A 24,625-nucleotide genomic window follows, 5' to 3' on the forward strand; every position below is an offset into this window, starting at 1 on the left:
CTAGTGCTGCGCCGTATCCTTATGGTTATCCAGCGTCTCCAGCAAGGCGACCTGCATCCGCGTATGCACGCGGATGAACCAACGCCAGAGCACGGCCGCCACCGCCGCCGTGACTACGGCGATCAACACCAGCAACTTGTTGGTTGGCAGAATACTGGCCGATAAGGCTGCCAATAGCAGGAAGATCACCAGCAGCGACAGGATCGGGATCAACTCCGCAATCACCCGCCGCACGCGCTGGGTATGCCGCCCGGCCATTTCCGGCTTCACGCTCATCTCCGCCAACAGCATCGACAGCGCCTTGAGCTTGCGATAAGCCGCAATCAAAAACGGCAGCGATAACAGCAACGCCCCGCCCCAGATCAACGCCTTCTGCCAGCTTGGATCACTGATCCAGCTTTGCAGATAACCGCCAATGCGCACTGCAAAAAAGCTGCCGGCGAAGAAGATCGCCACCACCAGCGCCAGGTTCACCCCCACTTGCAGGATGATCTTGCGGATCATCGACGCCAGCATCGCGCCCTCACCCTGGGGCTGAATGCTGCGCAGCCACTCGCCGTACAGGCCGAACACCCGGCTCATGCGCTTGGGCATCACCGCCGCGATCTTCAACGACAGTGGGTCGGCACCCCGGATCAGGTAAGGCGTCAGCAAGGTTGTGATCGCCGAAACCGCCACCGCCACCGGGTAGAGGAAGTCGCTGGTCACCTGCAGCGTCATCCCCAACGCCGCGATAATGAAGGAAAACTCACCAATCTGTGACAGCCCCATACCTACTCGCAACGAGGTTCGGCCATCATTGCCGGCGATAAATGCCCCCAGGCCGCAGGACAACATCTTGCCCAGCACCACCGCCACCGTGATCACCGCAATCGGCCAGGCGTATTGCAGGAGGATCTGCGGGTCGATCATCAGGCCGATGGCGACAAAGAAGATCGCACTGAACATGTCGCGAACCGGCTCGATCAGGCGCTCGATGTCAAGCAACTGCTTCGATTCGGCCATGATCGCGCCAATCAGGAACGCGCCCAGCACCATGCTGTATTCCAGCTTGACCACCAGCAGACAGAAACCGAAACACAGGCCCAATACGGTGATCAGCAACATCTCGTTGCTTTCGAACTTGGCCACGTAGGCCAGCAGGCGCGGTACCAGCAGGATGCCAATGACCAGCGCGACGATCATGAACAGCGACAGCTTGCCAACGGTGGAGAACACCTCGCCGGAGCTGACCGTGCCACTGACGGCGATGCTCGACAGCAAGGCAATGATGCCGATGCCAAGGATGTCTTCGACGATCAGCACGCCGAAAATCAACTGGGCAAAGCGTTGGTTCTTCATCTTCAGGTCGTTGAGCGCCTTGACGATGATGGTGGTGGAAGAGATTGCCAGGATCGCGCCGAGGAATAGCGAGTCCATGGTCTTCCAGTCGAACCAGCGGCCGATCTCGTAGCCGATCCAGATCATCAGGATGATCTCCAGGAACGCCGCGATAAACGCCGTGGCCCCGACCTTGAACAGCTTGCGCAGGCTGAACTCCAGGCCCAGGCAGAACATCAGGAAGATCACCCCCAGCTCGGCGAGGGTCTTGATCGTGTCTTCGTCGTGGATCAGGCCAAACGGCGGGGTATGCGGGCCGATGATGAAGCCGGCGACGATGTAGCCCAGCACCACCGGCTGCTTGAAGCGATGAAACAGGATGGTGACCACCCCTGCCACCAGCATGATCACGGCCAGGTCCTGGATAAAGCTGATGGCGTGCATGGCGAGGGGCTCCTTGAGGGTACTGGTGCTTTTCCCACTTCCGTTCGCGCCGCTGAAATGTCGCAAAGCGCGGAAGGAAAAGTCTGCCGAAATCGTAAGAAATGCCCTGAGACGGGCTTTTGCAGGTTAACACCGCGACTTCCGGCAGAAAGCCGGTGCAATATATGGAAACAGATCGGCCAGCGCGTGACGGCAAGCCGCCCGCCGGCGTCCCGTTATGGATGGCGCAGTAAAGATTCCAGCACCCGCAGAGGTGCCCCCCAACAGATGCCTACAACCCGTGAGTGTGCTATGGAACCCGGAAACGCCCAGCTGTCGATGACGGTGCTGATGACCCCTGATATGGCCAACTTCTCTGGCAATGTCCACGGTGGCACCCTGCTCAAGTACCTCGACGAAGTGGCCTACGCCTGCGCGAGCCGTTATGCCGGTCGCTACGTAGTGACATTGTCCGTAGACCAAGTGATTTTTCGCGAGCCGATCCATGTCGGTGAGCTGGTGACCTTCCTCGCCTCGGTCAACTACACCGGCAACACCTCGATGGAGGTCGGTATCAAGGTGGTGACCGAAAACATCCGCGAGCGCTCAGTGCGCCACACCAACAGCTGCTTTTTCACCATGGTGGCTGTGGACGACCAGCGCAAACCGGCCGCCGTGCCGCCGCTGCAACCGCACAACAGCGAAGACAAGCGCCGTTTCGTGCAGGCCCAGCAACGTCGGCAGATTCGCCAGGAGCTGGAAAAGCGTTATCAGGAAATCAAAGGCTGAGGCGCTGACAATCCCAGGGTGTAAACCGGGTCAAATGTGGGAGCGGGCTTGCTCGCGAATACGGTGGTTCAGTTGGAACATCTTTGACTGACACACCGCTTTCGCGAGCAAGCCCGCTCCCACATTTTTGCTGTGCGGTGTTACAGGCCTATCGGCGTGGCTTCAAAACGCACACGCGGATGCGCAATCCGATCCTGAGCCCGCACCAGTTCCAACTCGTAACTGGCACACGCCTGGGTTTCCAGCAGCACTTCATGCACCGCCGCTGCGGTGAACTCGAAGGCCGCCACCAGGCTGTCACCCAACAGCACCCGAGCCAGGAACAACCCGGAAGTCAGATCCCCCACCCCCACCGGCTGACGCGGAAACGCCAGCAATGGCCGACGCAGGTGCCAGCTGCCATCAGTCGTCACCAACAACATCTCGAAACCGTCCGGCAACTTGCCCGGGTAATCCAAATGTTTCACCAGCACAGCCTTTGGCCCGCGTGCCAGCAACGCCTTGGCCATTGCCAGGCAGTCGAACAGCGATTGCGGCTTGCGCCCGGCAAAACTGTCCAGCTCCAGTTGGTTGGGGCACAGGAAGTCGGCCATGGCAGCCGCTTCGTCGAGCAGGAAATCGCTGACTTCCTGGGGCACGATGCAACCTTTCTCCGGGTGACCCATCACCGGGTCGCACAGGTAAAGGGCCTTGGGGTTGATGGCCTTGATGCGCGCCACGCCGGTCAGAATCGCCCGGCCCTGATCCGCACTGCCCAGGTAGCCAGACAGCACCGCATCGCAGTTGCCCAGTTCGCCAATCGCGGCGATGCCTTCCACCAGCGCCGGAATTTGCTGCGGCGCCAACACTTCGCCGGCCCACTGGCCATACTGAGTGTGGTTGGAGAACTGCACCGTGTTCAACGGCCAGACGTTTACCCCGACCCGCTGCATGGGGAACACGGCGGCGCTGTTTCCGGCATGGCCAAAAACCACATGAGACTGGATCGCAAGCAGATGAGGTGTGCGTTTCATGCAGGGGATTTCCGTAAAACCGATGAAATTCTGGCCGCGCAGTATGCGACTAAACGCAGCCTGTACGACAGACCGGCGACACAGTTAAGCTGCTCTCACTTTGTTGGAGTTTTTCGCATGCTGACCCTGGGAAATATCTTCGTGTTGATGCTGCTGGCGACCGCTGCCGCCTGGGTGTGGCACAACCACGGCCTGCGCGAGCGCGCGTTGGAGCGGGTCAAGCAGCATTGCGCCAAGCTCGACATCGAACTGCTCGATGGCGCCGTGGCGCTCAAGCGCATCGGGTTTGTGAAGGATGCCAAGGGGCGGCGACGCTTGGCGCGCATCTACAATTTTGAATTCACCGTGACCGGCGAAACCCGCCATCCGGGGACCATCACCCAATTCGGCGCCCACAGTGCGCAGATCGAACTGGCCCCCTACCCGTTCGAGATCAAGACGCCGCTGCCCAGCGCCGATGTGATCGAGCTCAGCCAATGGCGCCAGGACCACGCGAGCAAGAACCGTCACTGACGGCAGGCAGCCAGCGCGGCCTGTAGCGTCGCCACGTCCTGTGGCGCGCTGAAGATCAATTCGATACGTGAATCGCGGCGCCATTCGCTGGGCTGCCAGGCGACTGGGCTGTTATCCACAGCGTTGGCGCTGACCCAGCCTTCGGCGCTGTGGATAACCAGCTTGGCACGACGCCAGCTCAGGGATGACAGCCATTGATCAAGGCGCTCGGCACTGAATATCTGACTCGGATGCCAGCGCCAGCCGATACTCCAGCCGCCTTCTTGAGCCTGGCTGAGGCAGATGGGCAGCGTCGGGTCGCTCCAGATCGCCGGCATTTGCGCGAGCCCCTTGGGCACAGTGAAGTTATCCACAGCCGCGCCAGCCTTGATAGTCAGCCCCGGCAACTGCGCCAGCGGCAACTGCGCCTGGCGGGTCCAGTAGCGTGCGCAGTCGGGCAATTGCCGTTCGATGGCCTCACGCTGTGCAGCGTCCAACCCTTCATCCTTGTTCAAGACCAACAGCCCGGCACCGGCCAGCGCTTGCTGCTGGGCTTGCGGCAAAGGTTTGCCCGCGGCCAGGGCTTGGGCATCCAGCACCAGTACGCAGGGCTGCACCGCCAGCACGTTTTGCCACGGCGCCTCCTGTAGCTGCTTGAGCAACTGCGCGGGATGGCCCAGGCCCGACGGCTCGATAAACAACCGATCCGGCTTGGCCTTACGCAGCAAGCGGCCCAGGCCTACCTGGAACGGCGCACCATTCACACAACACAAGCAGCCGCCGGCCACTTCGCCCAGGGCAATGCCATCGTCATCCAGGGTCAACAGCGCAGCGTCCAGGCCGATCTGCCCGAACTCATTGATCAGCACGGCCCAGCGCTCGTCCGCCGGGCGCTGGGTGAGCAGGTGCTTGATCAGGCTGGTCTTGCCGGCCCCCAAAGGGCCGGCAATCACGTGGGTGGGAATGTTCTGCAACATGGAGGGCATCGTTCAGGCCGTGTAGAGGGTTTGATCCTACGCGGTTATGCGAGCCAATCCAGCGTCAGGATCAAGCGTCGCTCATCGGCTTTTAATGCCGGCGAACGGTGGATCAAACCGTAGCCTTCGTTACCGTGCCATTTGGTGCCCTTGAGCAGGGCGACTTCGCCGCAGTGGATCTGCTCGATGCGCTCGCTGGGCTCGGCGTCCGCCTGGCTCAGTTTGCGGCGATCCATCACGCCTTCGCGCAACCACTGGCTGCCGATGCCAGCGTAGGTGGTGATCAGCCGCACCGGCACGTGATCGACGTGAAAACGCGGGCACATGGCCTTGTCCAACAGGCGCAGGCGCACGCCAATGCGCTTGGCGCCCAGCAGGCAGGCAAACGCGCTGATCAGCCATGACACGTCGGCGATAAAACCTTCGTAGCCTTCAAGATCGCGACAACTGGCCGCCAAACCGTGCAAGTTCACCGTGGCATCTTCGCTGTTGAGCTCGATGACCATGGAATCCGCCAAGGGCTCGTTGAGCGCCACCAGCAAGGCGCCGAATTCGGCGATGTGCAGCGGCAACTGCCGCTGCCACAGCGCCAGGTTGACGCCATCTTCAAGGATTTCAGCGAGCACCAGCGGGGTTTCACCAGCGGTCTGGCGAATCACGGGGCGCAGGGCAATTACCGGGGCCAGCATCAGGCTGCCTGCTCAAACCAAGGGCCAAAAGGGTCGGCCAGCAAGCGCCAACCTTCGACGCCCAGGGCCATTTCTTCGTCAGTGAGCAAGCACGCGTCCAGCTCGGCGCGCATGTGTGCGAAGTCGATGTTCTGGCCGATAAACACCAGTTCCTGGCGGCAGTCGCCGGTGCTCGGCTGCCAGTTACCCATGATCGCCGCGACGCTTTCTTCGTCCTGGGGCCACTGGCTTTTTGGCACGAAGCGCCACCAGCGCCCGGCAAACCCATGGCGCATCAAGCCACCGGCCTGGGACCAACTGCCGGCGTCCTGGTGCTTGCTGGCCAGCCAGAAAAACCCCTTGGAGCGCAGCAGTTTGCCGTTCACCCAAGGGCGGTCGATGAAGTCGAAAAAACGCTGCGGATGGAACGGCCGACGCGCACGGTAGGCGGTGGAGGCGATGCCGTACTCTTCGGTTTCCGGCACATGTTCACCACGCAGTTCCTGCAACCAACCCGGAGCCTGGGCGGCGCGTTCAAAGTCGAAACGGCCGGTGTTGAGGATCTTGTGCAACGGCACTTCACCCATGACCATCGGGATGATCTCGGCCTGGGCGTTGAGGCGTTCAAGGATCGCCATCAGCTCTTCGCGTTCGCGACTGCTGATCAGGTCGATCTTGCTGATGAGGATCACATCGGCGAACTCGATCTGCTCGATCAGCAGGTCGGTGATCGAGCGTTCATCCTCTTCACCGAGGGTTTCACCGCGCGAGGCGAGGCTTTCGGCGGCCTGGTAGTCGAGCAGGAAGTTCATGCCGTCGACCACGGTGACCATGGTGTCCAGGCGGGCGATATCGGCCAGGCTTTGTTCGTTTTCATCGCGAAAGGTGAAGGTTTCGGCCACGGGCAGCGGTTCGGAGATGCCGGTGGATTCGATCAGCAGGTAATCGAAGCGACCTTCCTTGGCGAGTTTTCCGACTTCCAGCAGCAAGTCTTCGCGCAAGGTGCAGCAGATGCAGCCGTTGCTCATCTCGACCAGTTTCTCTTCGGAACGGTTGAGGGTGACGTCGCGCTGAACTTCGCTGCCGTCGATGTTGATTTCACTCATGTCGTTGACGATCACCGCCACCCGCAGGTTTTCGCGATTGCGCAGGACGTAGTTGAGCAGCGTGCTTTTACCGGCGCCGAGAAAGCCGGACAACACAGTCACGGGGAGACGATTGGACATCAGGTATTCCTCATCAGGGTTGGCCGGTCAAATCGCCCGTTTATGGCGTTCGCGCAGCTCTTCACGTTCTTTGGCTTCGATACACAGGGTGGCGGTAGGACGTAACAACAAGCGCTGTAGGCCGATAGGCTCGCCGGTTTCACGGCACCAGCCGTATTCACCGCGGGCCAGCCGTTCGAAGGCCTCGTCGATCTTGTCCAACAGCTTCTTTTCCCGCTCCAGCAGGCGCAGTTGCCATTGGCGCTGTTCTTCGGCGCTGCCGACGTCCGCCGGGTCGCTGTTGGGTTCCTGCTCGCGCAGCAGCTGGAACTCGGCGTCGATGCGCGCTTGCAGCTCATTGCGCTGAGCCAGCAACAGCTCGCGGAAGAAGCCTTGCTGGACTTCGTTCATGTAGTCGGCGGGCGGTTGGGCCAGCAGGTCTTGTTCAGTCATGGGGAGCGGTTCACGGGTCAGGCTGTGGCTTAATGTTATAGTATAACAATACAAATAAGCCAATCCCCCTTGCTCGACATGACGAAGGGCGCAATGCTTGAGCATCTGCGCCCCTGAGAAGCCTTATGAAATATCTGGTATGCGCCCTGTTGTTGGCAGCGGCAGGACCTGCCTGCGCCCAAGCGCCGAGCCTGCTGGCGAAATGCTCGCGCAGCGCCAATCTGCTGGCCTGTGTAGACCCCCAGGGCAACGCCTATAGCGTGGCGACGGTCGGCAGCACCACCTATCTGCGCGGCTTCGAGGTGATCGGCAAACGTCGGTGGGCACAGACCAACAGCCGTTATGGGCAACTGACGTTTTTTACCGGGCTGGCTTCGGATGGTGAGGCGTGGGTCGGCTACACGCGGCGCGTGGGCTGGACCACCATAAACAGGTTCTCCAGTTCCGGTGGGAGCAGCGCCAAATTCACCTGTAGCCGGATAACGGGCTGTTAGACCTGGCCACTCTTCTGTTCCTGGGCCCAGGCCATGTAGCTGTTCATCGGCGGGTTCTTCTCGAAGTACTTTTTCAAGCCGTCGAACAAGCCGTCTGCAACCGCCTGTTGATGACGCGCCGTGACCAGCCGCTCAGCGTCCCTGGCATTGGAGATAAACCCGGTCTCCACCAGGATCGACGGCACGTCCGGTGATTTGAGCACCGCAAACCCGGCCTGCTCCACGCGCTTCTGATGCAGGGTGGTGATGCCTTCCAGGCTGCCCAGGATCGAGCTGCCCAGTTGCAGGCTGGAGGCGATGGTGGCGTTCATCGACATATCCAGAATCACCCCGGCCAGCATCGGGTCCTTGTCCTTGAGATTGAGCAGGGTGGTAGCCCCCAACAGGTCGGCACCGTTTTCGCGCTGGGCCATGAAACGTGCGGTGGCAGACGTCGCGCCGCCTTCAGACAACGCATACACCGAGGCGCCCGAGGCGGTGAGCCGTGGCGCCGCATCCGCATGCACCGAGATGAACATGTCGGCCTTGTGCTGACGGGCGATGTCCACACGTTTGCGCAGCGGCACGAAGAAGTCGTCGTTGCGTACCAGCTTTACGTCGAAACCTTTCTCACGCTTCAAACGCTTGGCCAGCAGTTGGGCGATGGACAGCACCACGTCTTTTTCACGCTGGCCTTTGGAGCCGATGGCGCCGGGGTCTTTGCCGCCGTGGCCGGGGTCGACCACCACGATGATGTCGCGCTTGGGGTGTGCCTTATCTACGGACCGTGCCGGTTCGGCGGCGATTTGACGAGGTGCCTGGGTGGCGCTGGTCAGGTCCAGCACCAGGCGATGGCCCTGGCCGTCCTGCGGCGGCAGTAGAAAGCTGTTGAGCCGCATCGGTGCCGCCAGGTCCAGCACGATGCGGGTATCGGCCTTGCCGAAATGCCCCGAGCGGATCGAGGTGATGCCGCTGTTCTTCAAGGCCAACTGCGAGAAATCTCCGCTCAGCCCCGCGCCACTGAGGTCGATGATCAAGCGTTCCGGCGAGGTCAGGGAAAAGGTCTTGTACTGCACCGGACCGCTGAGGTCGAACACCAGCCGCAGCTTGTCTTCCGAGCGCCATAGGCGTGCATTGCTGATCTGCGTGGCGTGGGCCGTAAACGGCAAGGTGAACAACGGGCTGACCAGCAGCAGGTTAAGGAGCTGACGTCTGTGCATGAAAAATACCGCAGATAAAAGGAGCGTCCCTACTCGACATGACTGAAAAAAGACCGGAGCAGAAAAATCATCGTCGACTCAATAGTTATAATATAACATGTCTTTTTACTTCCAACGATGGACCTGCCCATGAATGCGCTGACTCTGCCGGATATTGCCGCGCAGGCTTCACGCCAAGCCGTGCCACTCGACTGGGTCGGCATGTGCGGCATCGCCCTGCCGATCCTCGTCGACGGCCAACGCCTCACCGCCAGCGCGGATGCCGGCGTCAGCCTGGACGATGGCGAGGCCCGTGGCATTCATATGTCACGTCTGTACCTGGCGCTGGAGATGCTTGAGCAGCAGCCCCTTACGCCGGCACTTCTGCGTAATGTACTGCAGCGTTTCCTCGACACACATGAAGGTTTATCTAAGAACGCCTACCTGCGCATCCACAGCGATTTGCTGCTCAAACGCCCGGCATTGGTCAGCCCGCTGGCGGGCTGGAAAGGCTACCCGGTAAGCATCGAAGCGCGCCTGGAAAACCAGATGTTCCACGTGGAACTAAAAATTGACGTTACTTACTCCTCAACCTGCCCCTGCTCCGCCGCCCTCGCCAGGCAGTTGATTCAGCAGCAATTTCTTGAGGATTTCGGCAACGCCCCGCTCAAGCACGAAGACCTACTGACCTGGCTCGGCAGCGCCAACGGCATCGTCGCCACACCCCATAGCCAGCGCAGCAGCGCGCAACTGCACATCCATCTGCAAGGCGATCAACTGCCCTTCACCGACCTGATCGACAGCGCCGAAGCCGCCCTCGGCACCGCTGTGCAAACCGCCGTAAAACGTGCGGACGAACAAGCCTTCGCCCTGGCCAACGGGCAGAACCTGATGTTCTGCGAAGACGCCGCACGCCGCCTGAACCTCGCCTTGAAACGCTCGGATGCCGTCAAAGCCTTCCACCTGAAAGTGATCCATGCCGAAAGCCTGCACGCGCACGATGCCGTGGCTGAAAGCCGCTGGACGAGACACCCCGCATGATTACCTGCACCGCATTACGTTGGGGCGCCCCAGGCCAGCCGCTGACTCCCGCCCTGGACCTCACCCTGGAAAAAGGCAGCCTCACCGGGATCATCGGCGCCAACGGCACCGGCAAAAGCAGCCTGCTCAAAGTCATCGCCGGCCTGCAAAAACCGCTGGCGGGCAAAGTCAGCGTGGAGGTTCCACGGCGCGGTGGCCTGTCGTTCCTGCCGCAGCAACAACACCTCGACCGCCAGTTCCCCATCAGCCTGCAAGAGCTGGTCGCCGCCGGCTTCTGGGGCTCGCAGCTCACCCCGCAACAACGCAGCCAACGCCTTGAGGCGGTCCTGGAAGACTGGTGCCTCAGCGGCCTGCAACAGCGCCCGTTGATGGCGTTGTCCGGCGGCGAATTGCAGCGCGCCCTGCTTGCCCGCATGAGCCTCGCCGAAGCGCCCATCCTGCTGCTCGACGAACCCCACGCCGCCCTCGACGAAGACGGCCAGGCACTATGCTGGAAACACATCCACGCCTGGCACGCTGCGGGCCGCACGCTGATCGTGGTCTGTCACGACCTGGCCTCCGTGCGCCAACACACCCAGCACGTGGTGCAAATCAAAAGCAGCGGCTGCGTGTTCGGCGACAGCAAAACCCTGATCCGCCCCCAAGCGCATATGCAGGTGGCCTGATGCACCTCGCCGCCCACCTGTGGATGCCCTTCGTCGACTTCGTATTCATGCGCCGCGCACTGCTCGGCGGGCTCGTCCTCGCCTGCAGCACCGCGCCGCTCGGTGTGTTCCTGATCCTGCGGCGCATGAGCCTGATCGGTGACGCCGTGGCCCACGGCATCCTGCCCGGCGCGGCCCTTGGTTTCTGGTTCGCCGGCCTCAGCCTACCCGCGTTGACGATCGGCGGCCTCGGCGCCGGGCTGAGCATGGCTGGCCTGTCCGCGTGGATCACCCGCCGCACCGGCCTGCGCGAAGACGCCAGCCTCGCCGCCATCTACCCCATCTCCCTGGCCGCCGGTGTGCTCATCCTCGGTCTGGCGGGCAAACGCCTGGACCTGCTGCACCTGCTGTTCGGCTCCGCCCTGGCGGTGGATCAGACCACCCTCACCGGCATGCTCTGGGTCACAGGCTTCAGCCTGATCGCCATGGCGGCGATCTACAAACCGCTACTGCTGGACACCCTCGACCCGCTGTTCCTGCAAACCGTCAGCCGCCTCGGCCCACTCGCCCACGGGCTGTTCCTCACGCTGGTGGTGCTGAACCTGGTCATCGGTTTCCAGGCCATCGGCGCCTTGATGGTGGTGGGCCTGATGATGTTGCCGGCCATTGCTTCACGTTTCTGGAGCCGGCGCCTGCCGGTGTTGATCGCGGTATCGGCGGTGCTGGGATGCCTGTCGGTGTGGCTTGGCTTGTTGCTGTCGTTCTACTACTCGTTGCCCAGCGGCCCGGCCATCGTGCTGGTGGCTGGCGCCGGGTATCTGCTGTCCGTGGTCTTCGGTCCGGTGCACGGCCTGCTGCGCCGCCCGCCCTTGCTGTCATCCCAATGAGGTGTTTCCCGATGCGCGCTTTACTCGTACTGTTCAGCCTTCTGCTGCCGCTGTCGATGGCCCAGGCGGCCGACAAACTCCAGGTGGTCACCAGCTTCAGTATTCTCGATGACATCACCCACCAGATCGGTGGCGAGCACATCCAGATCAGCAACATGGTCGGCCCGGACGCCGATGCCCACACCTACGAGCCGTCACCGGACGACGCCAAGGCGCTGCTCAAGGCCAAGATCATCATCAAGAACGGCCTGGGCTTCGAGCCGTGGCTGGACCGCCTGGTGACCAGCACCGAAACCAAAGCCACCGTAGTGACCGCCAGCAAAGGCGTGATTTCCCACACCATGGACGAAGACGGCGAAACCATCCCCGACCCGCACGCCTGGCACAACCTGGCCAACGCTGAAATCTATGTGAACAACATCACCAAGGCCCTGATCGCCGCCGACCCGGCCAACAAAGCCGACTACCAGCGCAACAGCCAAACCTACCTGAAAGAAATCTACCGCCTGCTCGCCGAAGCCAAGGCCAAGTTCGGCGCGCTGCCAGCCGGCAACCGCCGCATCGTCACCTCCCACGACGCCTTCGGCTACCTGGGCCAGGCCTACGGGATTCAGTTCCTCGCGCCCCAAGGCCTGTCCACCGAACGTGAGCCATCCGCCGCCGAAGTTGCCGCGCTGATTACCCAGATCCGCAAAGACAAGGTCAAGGCCGTGTTCATGGAAAACATCAAGGACTCGCGCCTGCTCAAGCAGATCGCTGACGAAAGCGGCGCGCAGATCGGCGGCACGCTGTACTCCGACGCCCTCGCCGCCGAAGGCCCGGCCAGCACCTTCACCGGGCTGTTCGAATACAACCTCGACACCCTGTGCGCCGCCCTGGGCAAGCCATGAGCCTGCGCATGCTCGACCTGGAAGGGGCTGCCCTCGGCAGCCGCTTTCCACTCGATCAGGTGCTCGATGCGTTAGCGTGGAACAGCGACGGCCTGATCGCGGCCATCGCCCAGCAATACGGCAGCGGCGAAGTGCTGATGCTGGCCTGGATGAACCGCCAGGCCCTCGACGAAACCCTCGCCACCGGCCAGGTCTGCTACTGGTCGCGCTCGCGCCGGCGGCTGTGGCGCAAAGGCGAATCTTCCGGCCACAGGCAACAGTTGGTGCAAGCGCGCCTGGACTGCGACGGCGATGCCGTGCTGCTGATCGTCGATCAACAAGGCCCGGCCTGTCACACCGGTCGACCCAGTTGCTTCTACAACGCTATCGACGGCGACCACATCCACATCATCACGGAGCCCTCAGCATGATCCGCAAAAACCCTTCCGGCGATCTGCCAGTGATTGCCGAATCGGCCTACGTCGACAAGACCGCCATCATCTGCGGCAAGGTGATCATCGGTGAGAACGTCTTCGTCGGCCCCTACGCCGTGATCCGCGCCGACGAGGTCGACGCCAGCGGCGCCATGGACCCGATCACCATCGGCGCCAACTCCAACATCCAGGACGGCGTGGTGATCCACTCCAAGTCCGGCGCCGCCGTGACCATCGGCGAGTTCACCTCCATCGCCCACCGCTCCATCGTCCACGGCCCCTGCACCGTCGGCGACCGCGTGTTCATCGGCTTCAACAGCGTGCTGTTCAACTGCGCCGTGGGCGATGGCTGCGTGGTGCGCCACAACTCGGTGGTCGACGGTCGCGACTTGCCCGACACGTTCTACGTACCCTCCACCACTCGTATCGGGCCGAACACCGACCTGTCGCAGTTTCCGCCAGTGAGCGTCAGCGCCTCGGAATTTTCCGAAGACGTCGCGCGCACCAACGTCGACCTGGTGCGCGGCTACAAAGCCCTGCAAAACGAGTTCTGAGCCATGAGCCGCCTGCTGATCCGCAACGCCCGCCTGGTGAATGAAGGCCAGCAATTCGACGCCGATGTGCTGATCGCCAATGGCCGCATCGAGAAAATCGCCGGCAGCATCGAAGGCTGCAACGCGCCCGTGGCCATCGATGCCCAGGGCCAGTGGCTGCTGCCGGGCATGATCGATGACCAGGTGCACTTTCGCGAACCCGGCGCGCCGGACAAAGGCAGCTTCTACAGTGAATCCCGCGCGGCGGTGGCCGGCGGTATCACCAGCTTCATGGACATGCCCAACACCAACCCGGCCACCCTCACCCTCGAGGCCCTGGCCGATAAAAAACGCCGCGCCGCGCTGCACTCGGTGGCCAACTACGCCTTTCACTTCGGCGTAAGCAACGACAACCTCGACACCGTCGCCGCCCTCGACCCGCGTGAAGTGGCCGGCGTCAAAGTGTTCATGGGTGCCTCCACCGGCAATATGCTGGTGGACGATCCGCGTATCCTCGAGCGCCTGTTTGCCGAAGTACCGACCCTCCTGCTGGCCCACTGCGAACACACGCCAAGCATCCTGGCCAACGAACAGCGCCTGCGCGAGCGCTTTGGCGAGCACATCCCCGCCGTCGCCCACGCGCTGATCCGCGATGCGCATGCCTGCTATCGCTCGTCGTCCTTTGCGGTGGAATTGGCCAAGCGCCACGGCACCCGCCTGCATGTGCTGCACCTGACCAGCGCCCGTGAGCTGGCGTTGTTCGAAGACAAACCGCTGTCGGAAAAGCGCATTAGCGCTGAAGTCTGCATCCACCACTTGCTGTTCGACGACCGCGACTATCACCGCCTCGGCCACCAGATCAAATGCAACCCGGCGATCAAGACCCGCGCCGACCGTGACGCGCTGCGCCTGGCCTTGTTGAGTGAACGTCTGGATGTGATCGGCACTGACCATGCGCCGCATACCTGGGCGCAAAAACAGTTGGGGTATCGTGAGGCGCCGTCGGGTTTGCCCCTGGTGCAGCATGCACTGCCGGCGTTATTGGAGTTGGTGGCCGATGGGCATCTGCCCCTGACCACCCTGGTGGCGAAGACCAGTCATCGCGTGGCCGACCTGTTTGCCATCCCCGATCGCGGCTACCTGCGTGAAGGTTATTGGGCCGACCTGGTGTTGATCCAGCCCGAACCTGCCGGCAAGCCGGTGAGCAGCCAAGCGATCCTTGGCCGCTGCGGCTGGACGCCCTTCGCCGGGCGCAGCTTTCGCCACAGCGTCAGCACCACCCTGGTCTCGGGCCACCTGGCGTGGCACAACGGCCAGGTGGTCGACAGCTGCCAGGGCTTGCCCCTGCACTTTTTGCGTTAAGCGCGGGGTTTGACCGTACCGCAATCGTTGCCCAGCCACTGTGCGTGGCTGTCCAGGCTGCCCTTCTGCTGGATGCCGGTAGCATTGAAGGTGCCATTGACGGTGGTGGTGAATTCCTTCTGGCTCTGGAAGGTCGCCACGCCAGTGCCCTGGGCTTTCGGGCAACTGAAGCGGAACTTCCACTGGTTGCCGGTCTTGTCGGTCACTTGCTGCTTGCAGCCCGATTGCGGGTCGGTCAGGGGGATCGAATCCGAGGCGACCTGCGCCGGAGTCAGGCACACCTGCACGCCTTTGCCGGCCATGGTGATGCCCTGCTTTTCCAGCATGGCGCGCTGTTCGGGGGTCATCTGTTGCTTGAGCTGACCGAGGATCAGCGACAAGTCCGGCAGCTCCTGGTTATCGACTTTCATATTGCTGGTGGTCAATTCCCACAAGCCTGGCGCCAGCATCTGCGCCTGTGCTGCCACCGGCAGCGACAAACCAACAACCATGGCTAAGCAGAGCAGACGTGCATTCATCGGGTAACTCCTGGGTAATTGTGGGCGTTAGACGCCGCAAAGCGGTCAGTGTTGCACGGCAAAGAAAATAGCGACATTCGGCACCAGACATGGTCTGTTAGGCATTGGATTGTCTGGAGTAACGTCGTCCATGGATTTCTTTGGCCCACACCTGCTCGCCTACGTCATCGCCACGCTGCACTTTCTCGGGACCCTCGCCGCGCTCCACGCGGTGCTGACCGTCCGGACCGCGCAAGGCTCGATCGCCTGGGCCTTGTCGCTGATGTTCATGCCTTATCTCACGCTGATCCCCTACCTGATCTTTGGCCGCAGCACCTTCGACGCCTACATCCAGGCACGCCGCCAGGCCAACCAGGAAATGCACACCGCCATCACCGAGCTGAACTGGCGCCCGTGGGTCGAGGAAGCCCTCGCCGCGCGCAACTCCAGCGCCTACGCCTCGCTGCGCGCCATGCCCAAACTGGGACGCATGCCGTGCCTGGCCAACAACGAAGTGCGCTTGTTGATCAATGGCGACGCCACATTCAGCGCGATTTTCGACGCCATCCGCCAGGCAAAAACGGCGGTGCTGTTCCAGTTCTTCATCATTCATGACGACGAGCTTGGCAGGCAGTTGCACGCTCTATTGAAGGAAAAGTCCGCTCAGGGCGTAGCCATTTACGTGCTGTACGACCGCATCGGCAGCCACGCCTTGCCCCACCGCTATGTGCAATCCCTGCGTGACGCCGGGGTACAGGTCAAGGCCTTCGCCACCCGCAGCGGCTGGCTCAATCGCTTCCAGGTCAACTTCCGCAACCATCGCAAGATCGTGGTGGTGGACGGTGTCACCGGGTTTGTCGGCGGGCATAACGTCGGCGATGAATACCTCGGCCAAAAGCCGCCGCTGGCACCCTGGCGCGATACCCACGTGCAGGTCACCGGCCCGGTGGTGGCGTGCATGCAGGAGTCGTTTGCCGAAGACTGGTTCTGGGCCGCACGGGAACTGCCGCCATTGATCCTGCCGGACACCTACCCGGAAGACGGCGTGCTTTGCCAACTGCTCGCCAGCGGCCCGGCCGACCCGTATGAAACCTGCTCGCTGTTCTTCGTCGAGGCCATCCACGCCGCCACCGAACGCGTGTGGATCACCAGCCCGTACTTCATCCCCGACGAAGCGGTGTTCGCCGCCCTGCGCCTGGCGGTATTGCGCGGCGTCGACGTGCGCCTGCTGCTGCCGTCGCGCCCCGACCACCGCATCGTCTACGCGGCCTCCAGCCTGTATGCGATCGAAGCGGTACGCGCCGGCGTGCGTGTGTTCCGCTACACGCCGGGTTTTCTGCATCAGAAGGTGGTGTTGGTGGACAGCGAAATCAGCGCCATCGGCAGTGCGAATATGGACAACCGTTCATTCCGGCTGAATTTTGAAGTGATGTTGCTGACGGTGGATGAAGCCTTCGCCCATGAAGTAGAACGGATGCTGCTGGACGACTTTGCCCTGGCTCACGAGGTCAGCCAGGAAGAAAGCCGCGAGACTCGGCGCCTGCAACAATTGGGCATGCGGGTGGCGCGGCTGATTTCGCCCATTTTGTAAGTGACAGCGGCAATTGGCCTGGAAAATGTCTCGATACGACAAACGGCGTCTTCTCCAGCCTCCTCTGCTCTAGGCTTCAACCTGTCACTTATGACAATTGGAGCCCTTCATGAAAGCCACCCAAAGCGCCCCCTCGATCGTCGTGGAGATCGGCAAGCCAACCGACATCCTGTATTTGCACTACAAAGTGCTGTACCCAGACAAGCCCTTCGACCGGGCAGCGGTCTATCTCTACGACAATGGCATCTACCTGATCCTCTCACCCGGCGAACGCCATTGGGGCGTCTTCGTGATCGTCGGCGATATGAGCGATCCACGCTGGGGAATATCTTTTATCTCACTGCCGTCCACCGACTGGGGCGCATACCTGGCTCGCCATGATTTAACCTTCAGCCAGGCAACCAACGTATTTACCCAGCAGCTGTATATACAAAACGATCAAAACCCAGCCAAACAGCACGGCGTCTTCCACCGTTACAAAAATACCGTGGAAGACCCCACAACATTGACCTGGGAAAACATCCCTCACCCTCGATAAATATCGTCACGCGTCCAAGGCAGTTCATGGCTGCCATCTGCATGGGGCTTGAGTGCAAGGATTTGATGCAGATTTATCCAGCCCCGGGCAAACGCATAGGCGCACCCGGCCAGGTACAACCGCCAGATCCGCAACGCCTGCTCCGGCACCATCTTCGCCGCGGCCTCCAGGTTGTCCTCCAGGCGCTCGCTCCAATGGTCCAGCGTGCGTGCGTAGTGCAAGCGCAGGCTTTCGACATCGACCACTTCCAGCCCGGCCTCACTAAGCTCGGCGGTCATCATCGCCAAATGCGGCAACTCGCCATTGGGGAACACATACCGCTCGATAAACTCGCCGGCGCCGCGCCCCACCGGGCGGCCGTCGGTGTGCTTGGCGGTGATGCCGTGGTTCATCACCAAGCCGCCTTCGCGCACCGCGCCAAACAGGGTCTGGCAGTACTGCGCCAGGTTGGCGTGGCCGACGTGTTCAAACATGCCCACGCTGACCACTTTGTCGAAACGCCCGTCCTGGGGCAGGTCGCGGTAATCGAGCAGTTGCAGGTCGACCTGGTCCGCCAGGCCTTCGGCGCTCACCCGCTCGCGGGCCAGTTCCAGTTGCTCTTTGCTCAGGGTGATGCCAAATACCTTGACCCCGAACTCCCGCGCCGCAAACCGCGCAAGCCCGCCCCAGCCACAGCCGACGTCGAGCAAGTATTCGCCCGGCTGCAAGCGCAACTTGCGGCACAGGTGGCGGAATTTGTCTTGCTGGGCCTGATCGATGGATTCGCTGCCGGTTTCGAAATAACCGCAGGAGTACGCCATGTCCTGGTCCAGCCACAGCTGGTAGAACGCGTTGGACAGGTCGTAATGGTAGGAAATCGCCGCCGCGTCTGTAGCCTTATCGTGGATCGAGCGCACCGGGCGGGTGCCCTCGTCATCGTCGACCAGGGCAGAACTCAACTCATCGCATACCCGGATCACTTCGCTGATGGAGCCTTCCAGCTCCAGTTTGCCCTCGATAAAAGCTTCGCCCAACAGGTCGAGCGTCGGATGGGTCAGTTTCGGCACGACCGTGGGGTCCTTCACCACGATGGTCACACTGGGCTCGGGGCCCAAGTTGAATTCATGGCCATCCCAGAGTCGAAGACGCAGCGGCAGCTGAAGATTCTGTAAGGCCGGTGGAAGTTGCGCGAGCATGAGTAGTCCCCCCTTGTTTCAGACGTCTGAAAAGAGGGTAGACCATCCCAAGACAAGTAGGAGGCTATCGATCTGATAGTCCGTCGCTATGGCGCCCGGCGCTCGAGCAAGCCCTCCTCGACCCACTGTTTCAACCATGTAACAGCCTGTAGCGGCGCGCCCTCCGAGTAGGTGACAGCCAACTCGCCGCACAGCTCGGAAAAGCTCCAGCCGGTGCTCACCATCCCCGCCAAGGCGCACGCTTCGGCCGGTTCCAGGCTGCGATAGCGGCACACATTCTGGTGGCGCCACACCAGGCAGATGTGCGCCGTGTCCAAGGCTTGGCTGCCAGGGAAATCCCCTTGATCCTTGCTCGCACGCCAGATCGCCACGCTATTGAAGTGGCAAATCAGCTGTTGCACCGAAGGCGCCAGGCTGACGCGCAAATCCGGCCAGTCCTCAGGTGGCAGCAGCGCCATCGTATTCAGGCTCAGCGGTTCGCCCTGGGGCGCATCGAACGCCAGGGTGAACGCCCATTCCAAACGCGCCAGCTCGGCCAGTGGCGCACTCTGTTCGGCCACCAAGTGCTCGACGATAAACGCGGCAAAACGCTCGCCAAACCAACGCAGGCTGTAATGGGCCGATGGATAGCGCCGTACGTAGGCCTCGGCGAGCAACACAAACTCCTCATCCCCCAGCCAATACCAGATTGCGCCGAAGTCATGGCGCAACACTTCGTGCAACCGCGCACGATAGGCGTTGTGATAAATCGCCAGGCCCGTGTCTACGTCCAGGCTCGGCCCGCCCAGCAACGTGGCGGCGAAGCCGGTGTCGGCGACTGAAGTGTCGGCAAGCAGGTGCTGCTCAAAGGCCAATTGCCATTCGGTCAGGCGCATAGCGGCCTCCCGGCCAGGGCGCTGGCCCCCAGTTCACGGGCCTTGCCCAGCTCGGTGAGCAGTTCTTCGAACGGCGGGAAATGATCGTCGCGCTCCAACAGCGTCGAAACCGGCCCCAAGTGCTGCAGAGTCTGCTGATACAGCGCCCATACCGGATCGCACACCGGATGATCATGGGTATCGACCACATAGTCGCCGTAGTCCATATGCCCGGCCAGGTGCAATTGCCGGATACTCTGCGGCGGCAGGTTGCGAATAAACGTCCACGGGTCAAAGCCATGGTTACGCGAGCTGACATACACATTGTTCACGTCCAGCAACAACTGGCAGCCCGACATGTGGGCCAGGGCATTGAGGAATTCCCACTCGGTCAACTCATCCGCCTGGGCGCGCACATAGCTGGAGACATTTTCCAGCACCAGCGGACGCTGCAACACATCCTGCACTTGGCGCACGCGGGCGGCGACGTGGTAGAGACTCTCTTCGGTGTAAGGCAGCGGCAACAGGTCATGCAACTGGTGCGCGCTGCCGCGGCTCCAGCACAGGTGATCGGACACCCACGCCGGCTGGATACGCTCGGCCAGTTGCTTGATCTGTTTCAGGTAATCGAGATCGAGGGCGTGGGGCCCGCCGATGGACAGGGACACACCGTGCATCACCAACGGATAACGCTCGGCGATCGCGTCCAGGTAGTACAAGGCCTTGCCGCCTTGCACCAGATAATTCTCGGAGATCACTTCGAACCAATCCACGGCCGGCGACTGTTCAAGGATCTGTTGGTAGTACTGGTTGCGCAGACCCAGGCCGTAACCGAGGCTCGCAAGGGAAGTGGACATAAGACACTCCTGGGCAAAGTGTCCGCAGCGGTGGACGGCAACCGCTGCGGGTGCGCTCGTTTACTCGCCGACTTTACCGCCCGCCGCATCGCACGCGGCCTTGGTCATGGCCTTGAAACCGTGGCCCTTGCAGACGGCCTGGCCTTTACAGGCGTTTTCCGCGGTCTTGCAGTCGTTCATGCCTTTGCAGGAAGTCACGCCGTAGCAGTGCACAGTTGCGTCGGCGGCTTGAGCCTCGATGGCGACACCGGCAAACATGGCGGCGGCAGCGATAGCCAGGGCAGCACCGGAAAAGGCCTTCTTGAAGTTCATTGTCGTAGTCCTCAAAAGATCAGTAGGGGTGTCGGTCCGAACGGAATGTGCGGTCTCGACACACCACTAGAGAGAGGTGCCCGGCTGGCGTTACAACAAGCTCGAAATTTATTCTTCGAGCGTCAACAACGGCTCCTGGAAGCGCAGCAAACGCCCGGCGTTGCCCAGTACCAGCAAGGTGCTGAGGTTATGCAACACCGCAGCGATCATCGCCCCGGCAGCGCCCAGCCAGCCAAACGCGGCGAACACCACGATCGCCAGCGTCCAGCCCAGGCCGATGATCACGTTGACCTGCAACGTCTGCCGGCACTGGCGACTCAAGCGCACACAGGTGCCCAGGCGCCGCAGGTCGCTGCCGATCAGCACCACGTCCGCCGAGGCCAGCGCGATGTCGGCGCCGCCTGCCCCCATGGCCACGCCGACCACACCGGCCTTGAGCGCCAGGGAATCGTTGATGCCGTCGCCCACCACCATCGGGCGAAAGCCGCTGCCGATCTCACCCAGCACGCGGTTGAGCTTGTCTTCCGGCAGCGCCTGGGCTTGGACGTCGCTGATGCCCACGTCCAGCGCCAGGCTGTCGGCCACGCTCTGACGGTCGCCGGTCAGCAGCAGTTGGCGGCCCAGGCCCAGGTCGCGCAACTCTTGCAGCGCCTGGCGCGCTTCCGGTTTGACGCGGTCGGCCAGCAGCAGCCAGGCGAGGAACTGGCCATCCAGCGCCAACCCGGCAATCGGGCCGTCGTGAGTCGGCACCGGTGTGGTGACGATGCCCAGCTGTTCGAACAACTCCGGCCGCCCCAGAGCCGCTTCGCCCTGCGCGGTCTGCGCCACCACGCCCAGGCCCTGGCGTTCACGAATATCGGTCAGCCCCGGCAATTGTTCCTGCGTCGCCAAGCCCGCCAACGCGCGGCTGACCGGGTGGCTGCTGGCCGAGCCGAGGCTGGCGGCCAGGTTCAGCAACCGTTGCCGATCCGGCGCAGTGGTCTCGATGGATTGCAGGCGCAGGGTGCCATAGGTCAGGGTGCCGGTCTTGTCGACCACCAACGAGGTCAGGTCCGCCAGCTCCTCCAGAAACGCCGAGCTGCGAATCAAAATCCCATGCCGCGCCGCGACCGCGATCCCGGCAATCGCCGTGGCCGGCGCCGACAGCACCAACGCACACGGACACGCCGCCACCAGCACCGCCAGCATCGCCTGCGCGTCGTTGGTGACAAACCAGGTGACCGCCGCCAGCAGCAGCACCAACACCATATAGCTGCCGGCATAGCGCTCCAGCAGCCGCGTGATCGGCGGTTTGGAGCGCTCGGCGTTCTGCATCAGCGCGATGACTTTGCCCAACGTGGATTCATGCCCGGTGCGCGTCACTTCCAGGCGCAGCAAGCCGTCGAGGTTGATCGCGCCGCCAAACACCTGCACGCCGGCACTCGCTTCCAGCGGCACCGACTCGCCGGTAATCGGCGCGGTGTCCAGGCTCGCCTGGCCCGACAGCACCACGCCATCGGCGGGCACACGGTCGCCGGCGCGCACTTCGACAATATCGCCGGTGTGCAGCGTGCCGTTATCCACCTCGACGATGCTGCCATCGGCCTGCACCAGCCGCGCATGGCTGCGGGTCAGTTTGCCCAGGGCGTGGATCGCCTCCTGGGAGCCGATCACGCTGCGTTCTTCGAGCACGTGGCCGAAGATCATGATGATCGGCAACAGTGCGGCCGTCAGCAGATCTCCAGTGGCCCAGGCCCCAAGCATGGCCAGGGCGATCAGTTGGTCGGTGATCCCATGCAGGCTCGGAAAGCGCAGGCTGTACCACGCCGAACGCATCACCGGCACGGCCACCAACAGCGAGGCAACCCCCAGCAGCAACTGGCTGACCCCGCTTTGATCCGGCGCCAGCCAGCGCCACGCCAGGCCCAGCACCAGCAAACCGAGGGCCAGCATGGCCAGGGTCAATTGCCGCGCAGCACTGCGCTGCTCGGCGGAGGTCAGCATGGGTGCGCTCATTGTTCGGCTCCCTGAATGATCAAACGGGAGTCGTCTTTCGGATCGACTGTGGTCACGGAACCGGCCTGGCCGAGAATCTTCGGCAGGCGTTCGCGGTACAGGCGCAGCAGCAAGCCAGGGTCTTTGACCTGGGCCAGGCTGGCGACGGTGGCGGTTTGCGCCCGGGCATTGGCCAAGCGTTCGCTGGCCTGGGCGTGGGCGACTTGCACCACGCGGTCGGCCTGCTGGTTGGCGGCCTGGGTGAGTTTTTCTGCGTCGGTGCGGGCGTTGGCCACGGCTTTGTCAGCCTGCTGGCTGGCGGTCAACACTGCGTTGAAAGCATTCACCGCCGGGCCCGGCAGGCTCGATTGCACATCCACCCGGGTGACTTCGATGCCCAGGCCCAAACCGCTGGAGGTCAACTCCGCCAGGCGTTTATTGATGCCTTGCACCAGATCGCCACGCAGCCGTTCGCGACGTTCGGCGGCGCCGTTGTCGGTGCCGATCAGCTCGGGGCGCGCCACCAGGATCGTGTCCAGGTCCCGCGCCGCCGTAAGGGCCACGGCGCTGCGCGTCACCAGTCGATCCAGCGCTGGCAGCACATGCCCGCCCTGGAGCACAAAGGCATAGGGCTCGGTGACTTTGTAGAACACCCGCACATCCAGCTGCACCACCCCGGCATCGCCGGTCAGCAGGTAACCGGAGCCGGCCAGCGCATCACTCAATGGCGTGGCGAAACTGGCCACGCGGTCAGCCTGGGTCGCCGCCTCGGAGCGCAACAGGTTCTCGACCCGGCGCTCGATCACGCGATCGGCCGCGGGCAACAACACCACTTGCTCGAACGGCTGCGGCCAGGCCAGCAACAGCCCGGCATTCTGGATACGGTCGAGGGCGCCGAAGTGCAACACCACGGCACGGTTCTGCGGGTCGATCTGGCGCACATTGGAAAGCGCCCAGGCCAACGCGGCCAATACGGTCACCGCGTACAGCGCCAGGAACGTCAGGCGCCCGGCCTGGACCCATGGGCTGTCCGGGCTGTCACGCTCGGTCATGGCTGGACGTCCTTCGGCCCGTCCACCAGGGCGCGGAACGGCGCCGCGTCGGTGCGCAGGATGATCCTGGTGCCTGGCGAAACCACGGTACCCAAGGTGTCCAGCGAACGCAGCAGGTTATACAGCTGCGGATTACCGGCGTAGGCACGGCCGTAGATCTGCGCGGCTTCGACCCGCGATTGCGCCTCGATGTCGGCGGCTTTGACCGTGGCATCGGCCTGCACGATGCGCGCGTCACGCTCGGCGGCGGAGCGGATCTGCGCCGCTTCACGCTTGCCCACGGCCGTGCGCTCGGTGGCGATGGTTTCACGCTCGGCGCGCATGCGGTCGACGGTGGCGGTGAGCGTCACCGACGGCAAGGTCAGCCGTTCGATACCGACTTGGGCCACGCGCACGCCGTAGGTGGTGAGCAATTGTTGATCAATCTGTTGGCGCAACTGCGCTTCAAAATCAGCAATGCGCACTTGGCTGGCATCGGTATTGATCAAGCTCGACAGGTCAAAGCTGGCTGCGGTGGTTTCCAGCGCCGAACCGACAAAGGTACGAATCTGCCGCGCCGCTTCATCCGGCTGGTTCTGCACGGCGCGCATAAAGCGCTGCACGTTGTCGGCATCGCCCTGCACCTGCCACGCCACGTACGCCTGCACGATGATGCGCAGGCCATCGCGGGTGCCCACGTCCTGCAAGCCGCTGGAGGTGGTGCGCAGGCGCAGGTCCACCGGGATCGCCGCTTCGAACGGCGCCGGCCAGCGCCAGCCCAGGCCCGGCTCCAGCAGCACCCGCGCCGGGTTGCCGAAACGGGTAATCACCGTGGCTTCGCCGGAGCGCACTTGCACCAGGCTCGCGGCCGCGACCGCAAACAGCACCAGCAGCACCGCCCAGGCCATGCGCCGCCATGGGAACGGGCCGGCGGCGGGTTCGTCGCCATGATGATGGTGGTGGTGGTGATGGCCATGATGATGACCGTGATCGTGAGAATGAGCGCTCAACAGA

General features: G+C 62.6%; 27 protein-coding genes. 12 read left to right on the forward strand and 15 right to left on the reverse strand.

The window, feature by feature from the left end:
• On the reverse strand, positions 1–1,764 hold the full coding sequence (locus IB241_RS09125) for a cation:proton antiporter (protein ID WP_192298085.1): 1,764 nt from the start codon (positions 1,762–1,764) through the stop codon (positions 1–3).
• 291 nt (positions 1,765–2,055) lie between these two features.
• Between IB241_RS09125 and IB241_RS09130 the strand changes: the two genes are divergently transcribed.
• Entirely contained in the window at positions 2,056–2,532 is a 477-nt protein-coding gene (locus tag IB241_RS09130) for an acyl-CoA thioesterase (protein WP_017739034.1), read from the forward strand.
• A 140-nt stretch (positions 2,533–2,672) separates the two neighbouring features.
• Here IB241_RS09130 and pdxY read toward each other — a convergent pair whose 3' ends face one another.
• Positions 2,673–3,545, reverse strand: coding sequence for a pyridoxal kinase PdxY (pdxY, locus tag IB241_RS09135; RefSeq protein WP_192298086.1), 873 nt, complete (start codon positions 3,543–3,545; stop codon positions 2,673–2,675).
• A gap of 117 nt (positions 3,546–3,662) precedes the next feature.
• Between pdxY and IB241_RS09140 the strand changes: the two genes are divergently transcribed.
• The gene (locus IB241_RS09140) at positions 3,663–4,058 is read left to right on the forward strand and encodes a DUF3301 domain-containing protein (RefSeq protein WP_192298087.1); all 396 of its coding nucleotides are present in this window, start codon (positions 3,663–3,665) and stop codon (positions 4,056–4,058) included.
• Here IB241_RS09140 and IB241_RS09145 read toward each other — a convergent pair.
• From IB241_RS09145 to dksA, 4 genes are read right to left on the reverse strand one after another with little or no spacing between them, the layout of a single operon-like run.
• Positions 4,052–5,014, reverse strand: coding sequence for a CobW family GTP-binding protein (locus IB241_RS09145; protein ID WP_192298088.1), 963 nt, complete (start codon positions 5,012–5,014; stop codon positions 4,052–4,054). The genes IB241_RS09140 and IB241_RS09145 overlap by 7 nt on opposite strands.
• A 44-nt stretch (positions 5,015–5,058) precedes the next feature.
• Entirely contained in the window at positions 5,059–5,703 is a 645-nt protein-coding gene (locus tag IB241_RS09150; protein ID WP_192298089.1) for a DUF1826 domain-containing protein, read from the reverse strand.
• Entirely contained in the window at positions 5,703–6,908 is a 1,206-nt protein-coding gene (gene zigA, locus IB241_RS09155) for a zinc metallochaperone GTPase ZigA (protein ID WP_192298090.1), read from the reverse strand. The genes IB241_RS09150 and zigA overlap by 1 nt, the downstream gene beginning before the upstream one ends.
• Before the next feature lie 27 nt (positions 6,909–6,935).
• The gene (gene dksA, locus IB241_RS09160) at positions 6,936–7,340 is read right to left on the reverse strand and encodes an RNA polymerase-binding protein DksA (protein WP_192298091.1); all 405 of its coding nucleotides are present in this window, start codon (positions 7,338–7,340) and stop codon (positions 6,936–6,938) included.
• Positions 7,341–7,465: 125 nt separating this feature from the next.
• Between dksA and IB241_RS09165 the strand changes: the two genes are divergently transcribed.
• Positions 7,466–7,834 carry a glutamine synthetase gene (locus tag IB241_RS09165; protein WP_192298092.1) on the forward strand — a complete coding sequence of 123 codons (369 nt, stop codon included), beginning with the start codon at positions 7,466–7,468 and terminating at the stop codon, positions 7,832–7,834.
• Here IB241_RS09165 and IB241_RS09170 read toward each other — a convergent pair.
• Complete coding sequence (locus tag IB241_RS09170) at positions 7,831–9,033, reverse strand: N-acetylmuramoyl-L-alanine amidase (RefSeq protein ID WP_192298093.1); 1,203 nt, start codon at positions 9,031–9,033, stop codon at positions 7,831–7,833. The genes IB241_RS09165 and IB241_RS09170 overlap by 4 nt on opposite strands.
• A gap of 129 nt (positions 9,034–9,162) precedes the next feature.
• Here IB241_RS09170 and folE2 point away from each other — a divergent pair, with 129 nt between their 5' ends.
• Genes folE2 through IB241_RS09205 form a run of 7 tightly spaced genes read left to right on the forward strand, consistent with a single transcriptional unit; the run spans position 9,163 to position 14,782 of the window.
• Complete coding sequence (gene folE2 / locus IB241_RS09175; RefSeq protein ID WP_192298094.1) at positions 9,163–10,053, forward strand: GTP cyclohydrolase FolE2; 891 nt, start codon at positions 9,163–9,165, stop codon at positions 10,051–10,053.
• Complete coding sequence (locus tag IB241_RS09180; RefSeq protein ID WP_192298095.1) at positions 10,050–10,718, forward strand: metal ABC transporter ATP-binding protein; 669 nt, start codon at positions 10,050–10,052, stop codon at positions 10,716–10,718. The genes folE2 and IB241_RS09180 overlap by 4 nt, the downstream gene beginning before the upstream one ends.
• Positions 10,718–11,584 carry a metal ABC transporter permease gene (locus IB241_RS09185; RefSeq protein WP_192298096.1) on the forward strand — a complete coding sequence of 289 codons (867 nt, stop codon included), beginning with the start codon at positions 10,718–10,720 and terminating at the stop codon, positions 11,582–11,584. Before IB241_RS09180 ends, IB241_RS09185 begins: the two co-directional genes overlap by 1 nt.
• An 11-nt stretch (positions 11,585–11,595) precedes the next feature.
• On the forward strand, positions 11,596–12,474 hold the full coding sequence (locus IB241_RS09190) for a metal ABC transporter substrate-binding protein (protein ID WP_192298097.1): 879 nt from the start codon (positions 11,596–11,598) through the stop codon (positions 12,472–12,474).
• Positions 12,471–12,884 (forward strand): phosphoribosyl-AMP cyclohydrolase, encoded by a 414-nt coding sequence (gene hisI / locus IB241_RS09195; protein ID WP_192298098.1) that lies wholly within the window; start codon positions 12,471–12,473, stop codon positions 12,882–12,884. The genes IB241_RS09190 and hisI overlap by 4 nt, the downstream gene beginning before the upstream one ends.
• The gene (locus IB241_RS09200) at positions 12,881–13,441 is read left to right on the forward strand and encodes a DapH/DapD/GlmU-related protein (protein ID WP_192298099.1); all 561 of its coding nucleotides are present in this window, start codon (positions 12,881–12,883) and stop codon (positions 13,439–13,441) included. The genes hisI and IB241_RS09200 overlap by 4 nt, the downstream gene beginning before the upstream one ends.
• Positions 13,442–13,444: 3 nt before the next feature.
• Positions 13,445–14,782 carry a dihydroorotase gene (locus IB241_RS09205; protein WP_192298100.1) on the forward strand — a complete coding sequence of 446 codons (1,338 nt, stop codon included), beginning with the start codon at positions 13,445–13,447 and terminating at the stop codon, positions 14,780–14,782.
• On the opposite strand, the gene IB241_RS09210 is transcribed toward IB241_RS09205, so the two are convergent.
• On the reverse strand, positions 14,779–15,300 hold the full coding sequence (locus IB241_RS09210; protein ID WP_192298101.1) for a DUF3617 domain-containing protein: 522 nt from the start codon (positions 15,298–15,300) through the stop codon (positions 14,779–14,781). The two genes, IB241_RS09205 and IB241_RS09210, sit on opposite strands and share 4 nt — an antisense overlap.
• Before the next feature lie 130 nt (positions 15,301–15,430).
• On the opposite strand from IB241_RS09210, the gene cls reads away from it, so the two are divergent.
• Positions 15,431–16,870: a cardiolipin synthase gene (gene cls / locus IB241_RS09215; RefSeq protein ID WP_192298102.1), complete on the forward strand. Its 1,440-nt coding sequence runs from the start codon at positions 15,431–15,433 to the stop codon at positions 16,868–16,870.
• Between the two features lie 109 nt (positions 16,871–16,979).
• Positions 16,980–17,408: a hypothetical protein gene (locus IB241_RS09220; protein WP_192298103.1), complete on the forward strand. Its 429-nt coding sequence runs from the start codon at positions 16,980–16,982 to the stop codon at positions 17,406–17,408.
• On the opposite strand, the gene cfaB is transcribed toward IB241_RS09220, so the two are convergent.
• The 7 genes from cfaB to hflC form a co-directional block, all read right to left on the reverse strand.
• On the reverse strand, positions 17,396–18,583 hold the full coding sequence (cfaB, locus tag IB241_RS09225; protein ID WP_192298104.1) for a C17 cyclopropane fatty acid synthase CfaB: 1,188 nt from the start codon (positions 18,581–18,583) through the stop codon (positions 17,396–17,398). The genes IB241_RS09220 and cfaB overlap by 13 nt on opposite strands.
• An 86-nt stretch (positions 18,584–18,669) precedes the next feature.
• Complete coding sequence (locus IB241_RS09230; RefSeq protein ID WP_192298105.1) at positions 18,670–19,458, reverse strand: DNA-binding domain-containing protein; 789 nt, start codon at positions 19,456–19,458, stop codon at positions 18,670–18,672.
• Positions 19,449–20,294: a DUF692 domain-containing protein gene (locus IB241_RS09235; RefSeq protein ID WP_192298106.1), complete on the reverse strand. Its 846-nt coding sequence runs from the start codon at positions 20,292–20,294 to the stop codon at positions 19,449–19,451. The genes IB241_RS09230 and IB241_RS09235 overlap by 10 nt, the downstream gene beginning before the upstream one ends.
• A 60-nt stretch (positions 20,295–20,354) precedes the next feature.
• Positions 20,355–20,606, reverse strand: coding sequence for a hypothetical protein (locus tag IB241_RS09240; protein WP_192298107.1), 252 nt, complete (start codon positions 20,604–20,606; stop codon positions 20,355–20,357).
• A gap of 108 nt (positions 20,607–20,714) precedes the next feature.
• Positions 20,715–22,601 carry a cation-translocating P-type ATPase gene (locus tag IB241_RS09245; protein ID WP_192298108.1) on the reverse strand — a complete coding sequence of 629 codons (1,887 nt, stop codon included), beginning with the start codon at positions 22,599–22,601 and terminating at the stop codon, positions 20,715–20,717.
• A complete protein-coding gene (gene hflK, locus IB241_RS09250) occupies positions 22,598–23,632 on the reverse strand; it encodes a protease modulator HflK (RefSeq protein ID WP_192298109.1) in 1,035 nt (344 codons plus the stop codon). The genes IB241_RS09245 and hflK overlap by 4 nt, the downstream gene beginning before the upstream one ends.
• The gene (gene hflC, locus IB241_RS09255; protein ID WP_192298251.1) at positions 23,629–24,624 is read right to left on the reverse strand and encodes a protease modulator HflC; all 996 of its coding nucleotides are present in this window, start codon (positions 24,622–24,624) and stop codon (positions 23,629–23,631) included. The genes hflK and hflC overlap by 4 nt, the downstream gene beginning before the upstream one ends.
• Position 24,625: the final 1 nt, after the last annotated feature.

Source organism: Pseudomonas sp. PDM05, from assembly GCF_014851685.1.
Lineage (GTDB): Bacteria > Pseudomonadota > Gammaproteobacteria > Pseudomonadales > Pseudomonadaceae > Aquipseudomonas.

Coding starts and splice junctions, on each gene's coding strand:
- IB241_RS09190 (WP_192298097.1), top strand. CDS start 11,596: ATGCGCGCTTTACTCGTACTGTTCAGCCTTCTGCTGCCGCTGTCGATG.
- IB241_RS09210 (WP_192298101.1), bottom strand. CDS start 15,300: ATGAATGCACGTCTGCTCTGCTTAGCCATGGTTGTTGGTTTGTCGCTG.
- hisI (WP_192298098.1), top strand. CDS start 12,471: ATGAGCCTGCGCATGCTCGACCTGGAAGGGGCTGCCCTCGGCAGCCGC.
- IB241_RS09140 (WP_192298087.1), top strand. CDS start 3,663: ATGCTGACCCTGGGAAATATCTTCGTGTTGATGCTGCTGGCGACCGCT.
- pdxY (WP_192298086.1), bottom strand. CDS start 3,545: ATGAAACGCACACCTCATCTGCTTGCGATCCAGTCTCATGTGGTTTTT.
- IB241_RS09230 (WP_192298105.1), bottom strand. CDS start 19,458: ATGCGCCTGACCGAATGGCAATTGGCCTTTGAGCAGCACCTGCTTGCC.
- cls (WP_192298102.1), top strand. CDS start 15,431: ATGGATTTCTTTGGCCCACACCTGCTCGCCTACGTCATCGCCACGCTG.
- IB241_RS09125 (WP_192298085.1), bottom strand. CDS start 1,764: ATGCACGCCATCAGCTTTATCCAGGACCTGGCCGTGATCATGCTGGTG.
- IB241_RS09245 (WP_192298108.1), bottom strand. CDS start 22,601: ATGAGCGCACCCATGCTGACCTCCGCCGAGCAGCGCAGTGCTGCGCGG.
- zigA (WP_192298090.1), bottom strand. CDS start 6,908: ATGTCCAATCGTCTCCCCGTGACTGTGTTGTCCGGCTTTCTCGGCGCC.
- IB241_RS09240 (WP_192298107.1), bottom strand. CDS start 20,606: ATGAACTTCAAGAAGGCCTTTTCCGGTGCTGCCCTGGCTATCGCTGCC.
- IB241_RS09150 (WP_192298089.1), bottom strand. CDS start 5,703: ATGCTGGCCCCGGTAATTGCCCTGCGCCCCGTGATTCGCCAGACCGCT.
- folE2 (WP_192298094.1), top strand. CDS start 9,163: ATGAATGCGCTGACTCTGCCGGATATTGCCGCGCAGGCTTCACGCCAA.
- IB241_RS09130 (WP_017739034.1), top strand. CDS start 2,056: ATGGAACCCGGAAACGCCCAGCTGTCGATGACGGTGCTGATGACCCCT.
- IB241_RS09235 (WP_192298106.1), bottom strand. CDS start 20,294: ATGTCCACTTCCCTTGCGAGCCTCGGTTACGGCCTGGGTCTGCGCAAC.
- hflK (WP_192298109.1), bottom strand. CDS start 23,632: ATGACCGAGCGTGACAGCCCGGACAGCCCATGGGTCCAGGCCGGGCGC.
- IB241_RS09205 (WP_192298100.1), top strand. CDS start 13,445: ATGAGCCGCCTGCTGATCCGCAACGCCCGCCTGGTGAATGAAGGCCAG.
- IB241_RS09180 (WP_192298095.1), top strand. CDS start 10,050: ATGATTACCTGCACCGCATTACGTTGGGGCGCCCCAGGCCAGCCGCTG.
- IB241_RS09185 (WP_192298096.1), top strand. CDS start 10,718: ATGCACCTCGCCGCCCACCTGTGGATGCCCTTCGTCGACTTCGTATTC.
- IB241_RS09170 (WP_192298093.1), bottom strand. CDS start 9,033: ATGCACAGACGTCAGCTCCTTAACCTGCTGCTGGTCAGCCCGTTGTTC.
- IB241_RS09200 (WP_192298099.1), top strand. CDS start 12,881: ATGATCCGCAAAAACCCTTCCGGCGATCTGCCAGTGATTGCCGAATCG.
- IB241_RS09220 (WP_192298103.1), top strand. CDS start 16,980: ATGAAAGCCACCCAAAGCGCCCCCTCGATCGTCGTGGAGATCGGCAAG.
- IB241_RS09145 (WP_192298088.1), bottom strand. CDS start 5,014: ATGTTGCAGAACATTCCCACCCACGTGATTGCCGGCCCTTTGGGGGCC.
- cfaB (WP_192298104.1), bottom strand. CDS start 18,583: ATGCTCGCGCAACTTCCACCGGCCTTACAGAATCTTCAGCTGCCGCTG.
- dksA (WP_192298091.1), bottom strand. CDS start 7,340: ATGACTGAACAAGACCTGCTGGCCCAACCGCCCGCCGACTACATGAAC.
- IB241_RS09165 (WP_192298092.1), top strand. CDS start 7,466: ATGAAATATCTGGTATGCGCCCTGTTGTTGGCAGCGGCAGGACCTGCC.